The organism is Kutzneria sp. 744 (assembly GCF_000568255.1).
GTDB lineage: Bacteria > Actinomycetota > Actinomycetes > Mycobacteriales > Pseudonocardiaceae > Kutzneria.
Map to the genome: position 1 here is coordinate 7,896,120 of NZ_KK037166.1, position 5,818 is coordinate 7,901,937.

The 5,818-nt window shown below is 71.3% G+C and carries 8 protein-coding genes; 3 read left to right on the plus strand and 5 right to left on the minus strand.

Annotated features, from left to right (window positions below; translation table 11 throughout):
- Window positions 1-358: DedA family protein (locus KUTG_RS36350; RefSeq protein WP_369794558.1), on the plus strand; the 358-nt coding region annotated here is incomplete at its 5' end.
- On the opposite strand, the gene add is transcribed toward KUTG_RS36350, so the two are convergent.
- The 5 genes from add to KUTG_RS36370 are packed head-to-tail and all read right to left on the minus strand — an operon-like array spanning window position 305 to window position 3,664.
- A complete protein-coding gene (gene add / locus KUTG_RS36355; protein ID WP_043723316.1) occupies window positions 305-1,327 on the minus strand; it encodes an adenosine deaminase in 1,023 nt (340 codons plus the stop codon). The genes KUTG_RS36350 and add overlap by 54 nt on opposite strands.
- The gene (locus KUTG_RS36360) at window positions 1,328-1,984 is read right to left on the minus strand and encodes a response regulator (protein ID WP_043723319.1); all 657 of its coding nucleotides are present in this window, start codon (window positions 1,982-1,984) and stop codon (window positions 1,328-1,330) included. It lies immediately after the preceding gene.
- Complete coding sequence (locus KUTG_RS54295; RefSeq protein ID WP_052395807.1) at window positions 1,981-2,478, minus strand: sensor histidine kinase; 498 nt, start codon at window positions 2,476-2,478, stop codon at window positions 1,981-1,983. Before KUTG_RS54295 ends, KUTG_RS36360 begins: the two co-directional genes overlap by 4 nt.
- A complete protein-coding gene (locus tag KUTG_RS54300; RefSeq protein WP_198047421.1) occupies window positions 2,478-3,155 on the minus strand; it encodes a histidine kinase in 678 nt (225 codons plus the stop codon). Before KUTG_RS54300 ends, KUTG_RS54295 begins: the two co-directional genes overlap by 1 nt.
- A gap of 20 nt (window positions 3,156-3,175) precedes the next feature.
- Window positions 3,176-3,664, minus strand: coding sequence for a DUF1453 family protein (locus KUTG_RS36370; RefSeq protein WP_043723320.1), 489 nt, complete (start codon window positions 3,662-3,664; stop codon window positions 3,176-3,178).
- A gap of 137 nt (window positions 3,665-3,801) precedes the next feature.
- On the opposite strand from KUTG_RS36370, the gene KUTG_RS36375 reads away from it, so the two are divergent.
- Together KUTG_RS36375 and KUTG_RS36380 are read left to right on the plus strand one after the other, a co-directional pair.
- Window positions 3,802-4,251, plus strand: a complete 450-nt coding sequence (locus KUTG_RS36375) for an NUDIX domain-containing protein (RefSeq protein WP_043723321.1) — start codon at window positions 3,802-3,804, stop codon at window positions 4,249-4,251.
- Between the two features lie 125 nt (window positions 4,252-4,376).
- Window positions 4,377-5,426, plus strand: coding sequence for a DUF4192 domain-containing protein (locus tag KUTG_RS36380; RefSeq protein WP_043723322.1), 1,050 nt, complete (start codon window positions 4,377-4,379; stop codon window positions 5,424-5,426).
- The last annotated feature ends 392 nt before the right edge of the window (window positions 5,427-5,818 follow it).

Here is a 5,818-nt window from a genome sequence, read left to right on the forward strand (position 1 = left end):
CCGGCCCGGAGCACTCAGCAGCCGGTGGCTCACGGGTGCCAAGGGACAGCGGGCGCGAACGGTGCTGAGCCGGTTCGGCGGCTCCGCGGTGCTGGTCGGGCAGTGGGTGGTCGGGGCGCGGACGCTCGCGCCGCGGTTCGCCGCCGCTGCCGGGCTGCCGTACCGGCGGTTCTTGCCGTGGAACCTGCCGTCGTCGGCTGTCTGGGGCCTGGTGTGGGTGGCCGTCGGCTACGGCGCCAGTGAGGCGTACGAGCGGTGGTCCTGGCTGGCGGTCGTGGTCGCCGTGGCGCTGGTCGGCGGCCTGCTACTGCTCGGCCGCCGCGCGCTCGACCGCATCGATGCCCTTGAGCAGGCCTGACCGGGTCTGCTCCGAACAGAACGCTGCCCGTGCCGCGTTGCGCGCCAGCTCCGCCAGCTCGGGCCGGCCCAGGCCGAACACCTCGTGGGCCAGCAGGTACTCGCGGTTCAGGTTCGTGCCGAACATGCCGGGGTCGTCGGTGTTCAGCGTGACCGTCACGCCCGCGTCCAGCAGCCGGGGCAGCGAGTGCTCGGCCAGCGACGCCACCGCCTTCGTACAGACGTTGGACGTCAGCGACACCTCCAGTGGGATCCCCGTCTCGACCAGGTGCTTGAGGAGCCGGTCGTCGTCCACCGCGCTGACGCCGTGCCCGATCCGCTCCGCGCAGAGGTCCTCCAGCGCCGCCCAGATCTCCTCCGGGCCGGTGGTCTCGCCCGCGTGCGGAAGGCTGCGCAGGCCGGCCGCCCTGGCCTCCTGGAACGCCGCCTTGAAGCCGGCACGCGGGTACGGCGCCTCCAGCCCCGCCAGCCCGAGGCCGACCGTGCCCTCCGGCCGCTGGTCGAGCACGTACTCCAGGGTGCTGTAGCCCTCGCGGAGGTCCGACGGCATCGGCACGTCGAAGATCCACGCCAGCTCGACGCCGTGCTCCGCGAGTGCCCTGCGCCGGCCGTCCACCAGTGCCTCGGACAACGCCTCCGGCCCGGTTCCGTAGGGGAAGTGCGCGATCGCCGACACGGTCACCTCGGCGTACCGCACGTTGTTGGCCGCGAGGTCATGGGCCAGGCCCAGCAGCATCGTCCGCACGTCGTCGGGCGTCGTCACCAGCTTGTTCACGGCGCTGTAGACGTTGATGAAGTGCGGGAAGTCCGTGAACTCGTAGTACCGCGCCAGCTCAGCGCGATCCTTGGGCACAAGGGTCCGTGAGTGCCGGCGCGACAGCTCCAACACCGTGTCCAGCGACGCCGCCCCGACGAGGTGGACGTGCAGTTCGGCCTTCGGCAGGGCCGCGATGAACTCCTCGATGCCCACTCAGTCCGTCACCAGGCCCGTCTTGTAGGCGTAGGCCACCGCCTGCGCGCGGTCACGCAGGTTGGCCTTCGCGAACAGGTGGTTCACGTGCGTCTTCACCGTCGCCTCGCTGACCACCAGCTTGCGGGCGATCTCCGTGTTCGACATGCCCGCCGCGATCAGCCTCAGCACGTCGATCTCCCTCGGCGTCAGCCCGTCCGCCGGCTCCGTGGCCGGCCTGCTCGGCTGGCCGCCGCCCATCGCGGCCTCCACCAGCCGCCGCTGCACCTCGCCGTCCACCGTGGACTGACCCGCCGCGGCCGCGTGCAACGCCCTCGCGATCGCCTCCGCGTCGGCGTCCTTCGTCAGGAATCCCCTGGCCCCCGCGCGCAACGCCGACAACACACTGTCGTCGTCGGTGTACGTGGTCAGCACCACGACTTCGGTTTCCGGGTACTGCTCCCGCACGCGTCGCGTCGCCTCGACGCCGTCACACCGAGGCATCCTCAGGTCCACCAGCAACACGTCCGGCCGCTGCTCGGCCACCAGCGCCACCGCCTGCTCACCGTCGGCCGCAGCCCCCACGACTTCCACGCCCGGCAGCAGCTTCAGCAACGTCGCCAGCCCCTCGCGGACCACCGTCTGGTCGTCCGCCAGCACCACCCGCAGGTCGCTCACTCCGGCACCACCAGGCGCACGCGCCACCCGTCCTTCATTGGCCCCGTCTCCAGTTCTCCACCGATCAGCTCGGCGCGTTCCCGCATCCCCACCAGACCGTAGCCGCCGCTCGTCGCCTGTGCGGGCGGCTTGCCCGGGTGATCGGTGACTGTCAGCACCGTGCGCCCGTCCTCGAAGTCCAGCACCGCGTCCACGGGTGCTCCCGGCGCGTGCTTGCGGGCGTTGGTGAGCGCCTCCTGCGCCGTGCGGTACAGCGCCGAGGCAGCCTCCGCCGGCAGGTCGCGCGGCTCGCCGTTGACGACCAGCTCCGCGGGCGCTCCGGACTCCAGCCGAAATGCCGTGACGAGGTCGGCGATCGCCCGTGCGTCCGGCACTTTGTCGTCACGCAGCGCCGCGACGGCCCGCCGCGCCTCCGTGAGACCGTCCGCGGCCAGCTTCTGCGCCTTGGTCACCTGGTCGATGACCTCCTGCGACGCGTTGTCCCGTTGCAGCATCAGGCGCGTGCCTGCAGCGTCAGCGACAGTCCCGCCAGCGAGTGCGCCAGCACGTCGTGCACCTCACGCGCGATCCGTGCACGCTCGGCCAGCGCGGCCGCGCGGGCGTGTTCCTCGATCACCTGCTGCCGCCGAGCCACCAGCAGCTCCGCCTGCTCCAGGCGTTCCTCGCGGCCCTGGCGGTTGGCCGTGAGGAGGACCAGAGCCAGCACACCGAGCGCGATGCCCAGCGCGGCCAGCCATTGGAAGTCCCTGAGCAGCTGGGGAATCGCCGCGCCGACCATGGACAGGCCGATCACGATGTAGCTCAGCGGCCCGGGACCGCGGTAGCGGACCGCCAGCCGCGCCGTCCAGAACGGCAGCGCGTAGACCACGCCGTTCGGATGCAGCAGCAGGATCCCGCTCGACGCCAACGTGATGGCGATCAGGCCGACCTGCGACACGAGCGGCGACCGCAGCGCCGTCCACGAGAACGGCAGCAGCATCACGTTGCCGGCGATGACGACCAGACTCAGCGCGATCAGCCACGGCAGTTCCTGCGCCACGACCGGCGTGCCGGCCAGCACCCACTTCTGGGGCAGGAACAGCGTCAACGCGAACAGCGACGGCATCACGCGGACCAGCGACAGGGCTCCGTACCTCCGGCCCGGGAGTACGAAGCCCTGATCGTCGACCATGGTCGTCATCATCGCAGGTTCTAGCGGCGGGGCACGGCCATCGCGAGCGGCAGCCGCCGCTGCTGCGCCCGGAAGTAGATCATCGCGTTCTGGGCGGCGATGGTGATGCCGAACAGCATCAGCGCCGAGGCCGCGGTGAGGGCGCCCTCGATGCCGAGCGCGTGCCCGAGGAAACCGGCGCCGACGCGCACCGCGATCGTCGCCAGCCACAACACGATCGTCACCGGCGTGCCCTTCTGGAACAGGTTGCCGTCACGCATGCTGAGGCGGGCGGTGGCGCCGCGGGCCAGGCCCAGTCCCACCACGACCGCCGCGTCGACCAGGAAGAACAGGATCTCGCTCGGCCGGGCGGCGCCGACCGCGGCGACCGCCCCGCCCAGCCCGATGACGATCAGGATGGCGGGCATCAGCACCAGCGACTTCGCGGTGACGAACGACCCCGTCAGCTGCTTGCCCAGCACCCGCAGCACCACCAGCGCGCCGACCAGGACCAACACCAGCGTGGACATGTGCTCTCTCCTCGATCTCCCGCGTGCCGCTCCGGCACGGGTCCAAGACTCGTCCCGGGCGGCGCGGGTTTCTTCGGTCCACAGGTGGGAGCCGGGTTGAATGCGCTATCAACCCAGGGGTGGATACGGGAGGTGCGATGGCGTACGAGCGGTTGAGGGTCGCGGCCTACGCGGTCTGCGTGCGTGACGGCGCGGTGCTGCTGGCCAGGTGGGTCGGGCCCGAGGGCAAGCTGTGGACGCTGCCCGGCGGCGGCATCGACCACGGCGAGGACCCGTTCGATGCCGTGCAGCGCGAGGTCGCCGAGGAGACCGGGTACCGGGCGGAGGTGCAGAGCCTGCTCGGCGTGCACACCATGCGCCGCCGGTACGCCCGCAGGTTCGGCGGCGAGACGGACTTCCACGCGCTACGCGTCGTCTACGAGGCCCGCATCGTCGGCGGCGAGCTGCGCGACGAGATCGACGGCTCGACCGACAAGGCGGCCTGGATCCCGCTGTCGGAGGTGGCCTCACTGGAGCGCGTCGACCTGGTCGACACCGGCCTTGAGCTGCACAGGTCCCGTCCGTCCACCGGTCACCTCGGCGTATAGCACACCGGTAGGGCCCCGATCGGCCCGAAAAGCCTTGCAAAATCCGGCCTGTGGACAATCCGAGTTGTCCACATCTTGATCTTCGCCGCCTTTGTCGCGTTCCCCCACGCGAGCAAGGTGGCCACATGGACACCGCCGCACGCCCCAACCCGGCCCAATCCGACCGGAACCGCATCGTCAAGCTCGCCGACGGCGGCTCGCTCATCGCCGCGATCCCGCCGATGTTGGGTTTCCACCCCCGGGACTCGCTCGTCGTGGTGGCCCTGCAGGACGATCTGATCACCGGCGTCGCACGGATGGATCTGGTGGCGCCGTCGATGCACGGTGCGCTCGCCACCGCCGTGATCAGAGCGACGCGGCAGTACGAGGCGCAGACCGCCGTGCTCGTCGTCGTGTGCGAACGGCCCGATCCACGGCACGACGAGCTCGTGCAGCGCGCGGTCACCGCCCTGGCCGACATCTCCGTGCCCGTGCCGCATGTCCTGTGGGCGCCGTCAACCTCGGGCGGTGTGCCGTGGCGCTGCTACCTGCACCACGACTGCGAGGGCGAGGTGCCCGACAGCGCCGCCAGCGAACTCGCCGCCGAGGTGGCCGCCTCCGGCCTCGTGACCTACGACCGCCGCGAGGACCTGGATCAGCTGTTCCAACCGCCCGACACCAACCGCATGATCAAGCTCAGCAGCCTGATCGACACCACCATCCGCTCCGACCACACCACCAGTGCCGAGCACGTGCAGGTCATTCGCGACGCCGTCAAGTCCGACACCCTGCCCACCACCGACGAGGAGTTCGTCCGCCTCGCCATGGCGCTGTCCGACTACCGGGTGCGCGACCTGTGCCTGCACTACGCGCTCGACGCCCGAATCGCCCTCACCGCCGAGAGACTGTGGCTCGAACTCGCCCGGTGCCTGCCGCCTCCCGAACGCTCCGAGGCCGCCATCCTGGTCGCCGCGTGCGCCTATATGCGTGGTGACGGCGCGTTGGCCAACGTCGCCCTTGAGCAGGCCCGGTCCGCCCTGCCCGGGCACCAGCTCGCCGGTCTGCTCTGCGGCGCGCTGTCCTACGGCATGCCCAGGGCGCACGTGCGGCAGCTCCTCCACGACGCCGCCGTCGACGCCCGTATCGACATCGAGGGCGACTCCGACACCCCGGAGGGTCTCGACATGTCCCCCTGAGCCCTCCTCAGCCCCCTGCCGGTCGCGCGCACCGGCAGGCGCCGCCCCGGAGCCGCGCACGCCCGCGACTGTCGCAGCCAGGTCGCAGCGAACGGCCCGGGGCCGGCCGGGACCCGTCCCCGCCAGACGGGTCCCGGCCCCTCACTCCTCGACACCGCGCTCGGTGTCGAGCCAGTGGCCCGCAGATCGGTTCCACGCCACCGTGTCTCGTGACCGGGCGGCAGTGCGAGCTGGCCTGAATGAGCGATCCTCGGATCGCCCTGGCCGCTGGCGGTAATGCCATCTGTCGGTTGCTCCGCCGGCAGATGCGGCCCCGAACGTGCGGTGGTCGACGCCCCCCACGTCGATCCGCCCGTTTCGGGCCGGCGGGGATCCCGTGACGGTACGGATGC

What these genes read in the sequence shown, in the direction of transcription:
- KUTG_RS54295 (WP_052395807.1), bottom strand. Translation starts at nt 2,478, where the DNA reads ATGCTGCAACGGGACAACGCGTCGCAGGAGGTCATCGACCAGGTGACC.
- KUTG_RS54300 (WP_198047421.1), bottom strand. Translation starts at nt 3,155, where the DNA reads ATGGTCGACGATCAGGGCTTCGTACTCCCGGGCCGGAGGTACGGAGCC.
- KUTG_RS36380 (WP_043723322.1), top strand. Translation starts at nt 4,377, where the DNA reads ATGGACACCGCCGCACGCCCCAACCCGGCCCAATCCGACCGGAACCGC.
- KUTG_RS36370 (WP_043723320.1), bottom strand. Translation starts at nt 3,664, where the DNA reads ATGTCCACGCTGGTGTTGGTCCTGGTCGGCGCGCTGGTGGTGCTGCGG.
- KUTG_RS36375 (WP_043723321.1), top strand. Translation starts at nt 3,802, where the DNA reads ATGGCGTACGAGCGGTTGAGGGTCGCGGCCTACGCGGTCTGCGTGCGT.